Below are 594 nucleotides of genomic sequence, written 5' to 3'. Positions count from 1 at the left end.
AAGGGAGTTAGCCGAGATGCAACGGTCGGCCCGCAGCACGTCGTACATGTACAGTTCACGAACCCGCTTCATCGATTCGCTTTGGAAGGCCTCGGCGTTTGGCGCGTAGTCGGTGTACTTGTAGCCAAACATTTCGTCGGAACATTCCCCGGTCAGGATCACCTTCAGGTCGGTCGTTTCGTGGATCTTCTTGCACAATAGGTACATTCCGATCGAGGCCCGGATGGTCGTAATGTCCCAGGTTTCCAGGGTATAAATAACCTTACGCAGCGCCCCTAAAACATCGTCGCGAGTCATGATGAATTCGGTGTGGTCAGTGCCTAAGTAGTCGGCAACTTCGCGGGCGTACTTGAGATCGATCGGGTTGCGGTCCATCCCGATCGCAAAGGTCCGTAACTTCTTGCCCGGCATTAACTTAGATGCGATCGAGCAAACCAGGGAAGAATCCAGGCCCCCGGACAACAGGTAGCCCACCGGAGCGTCAGCGTGGAGCCGCTTTTCCACCCCCTTGACCAGGTAATCACGGATGCCGGTCGTGGCTTCTTCAAAGCTCGGCGTGTGCATCCGGGTAACCATGGCCGGGTCGCGGTAGGT

1 protein-coding gene is annotated in these 594 nt (G+C 56.4%); it reads right to left on the bottom strand.

Features of this window, described 5'->3' with window-relative positions:
• A partial coding sequence (locus tag FD09_RS15615) for an asparagine synthase-related protein (RefSeq protein WP_235812319.1) occupies positions 1-594 on the bottom strand: 594 nt, incomplete at both ends.

The organism is Schleiferilactobacillus perolens DSM 12744, from assembly GCF_001435585.1.
Classification (GTDB): Bacteria; Bacillota; Bacilli; order Lactobacillales; family Lactobacillaceae; genus Schleiferilactobacillus; species Schleiferilactobacillus perolens.
The sequence above is the reverse complement of the archived record's forward strand: the minus strand, read 5'-3'. Positions and strand labels throughout refer to the sequence as shown.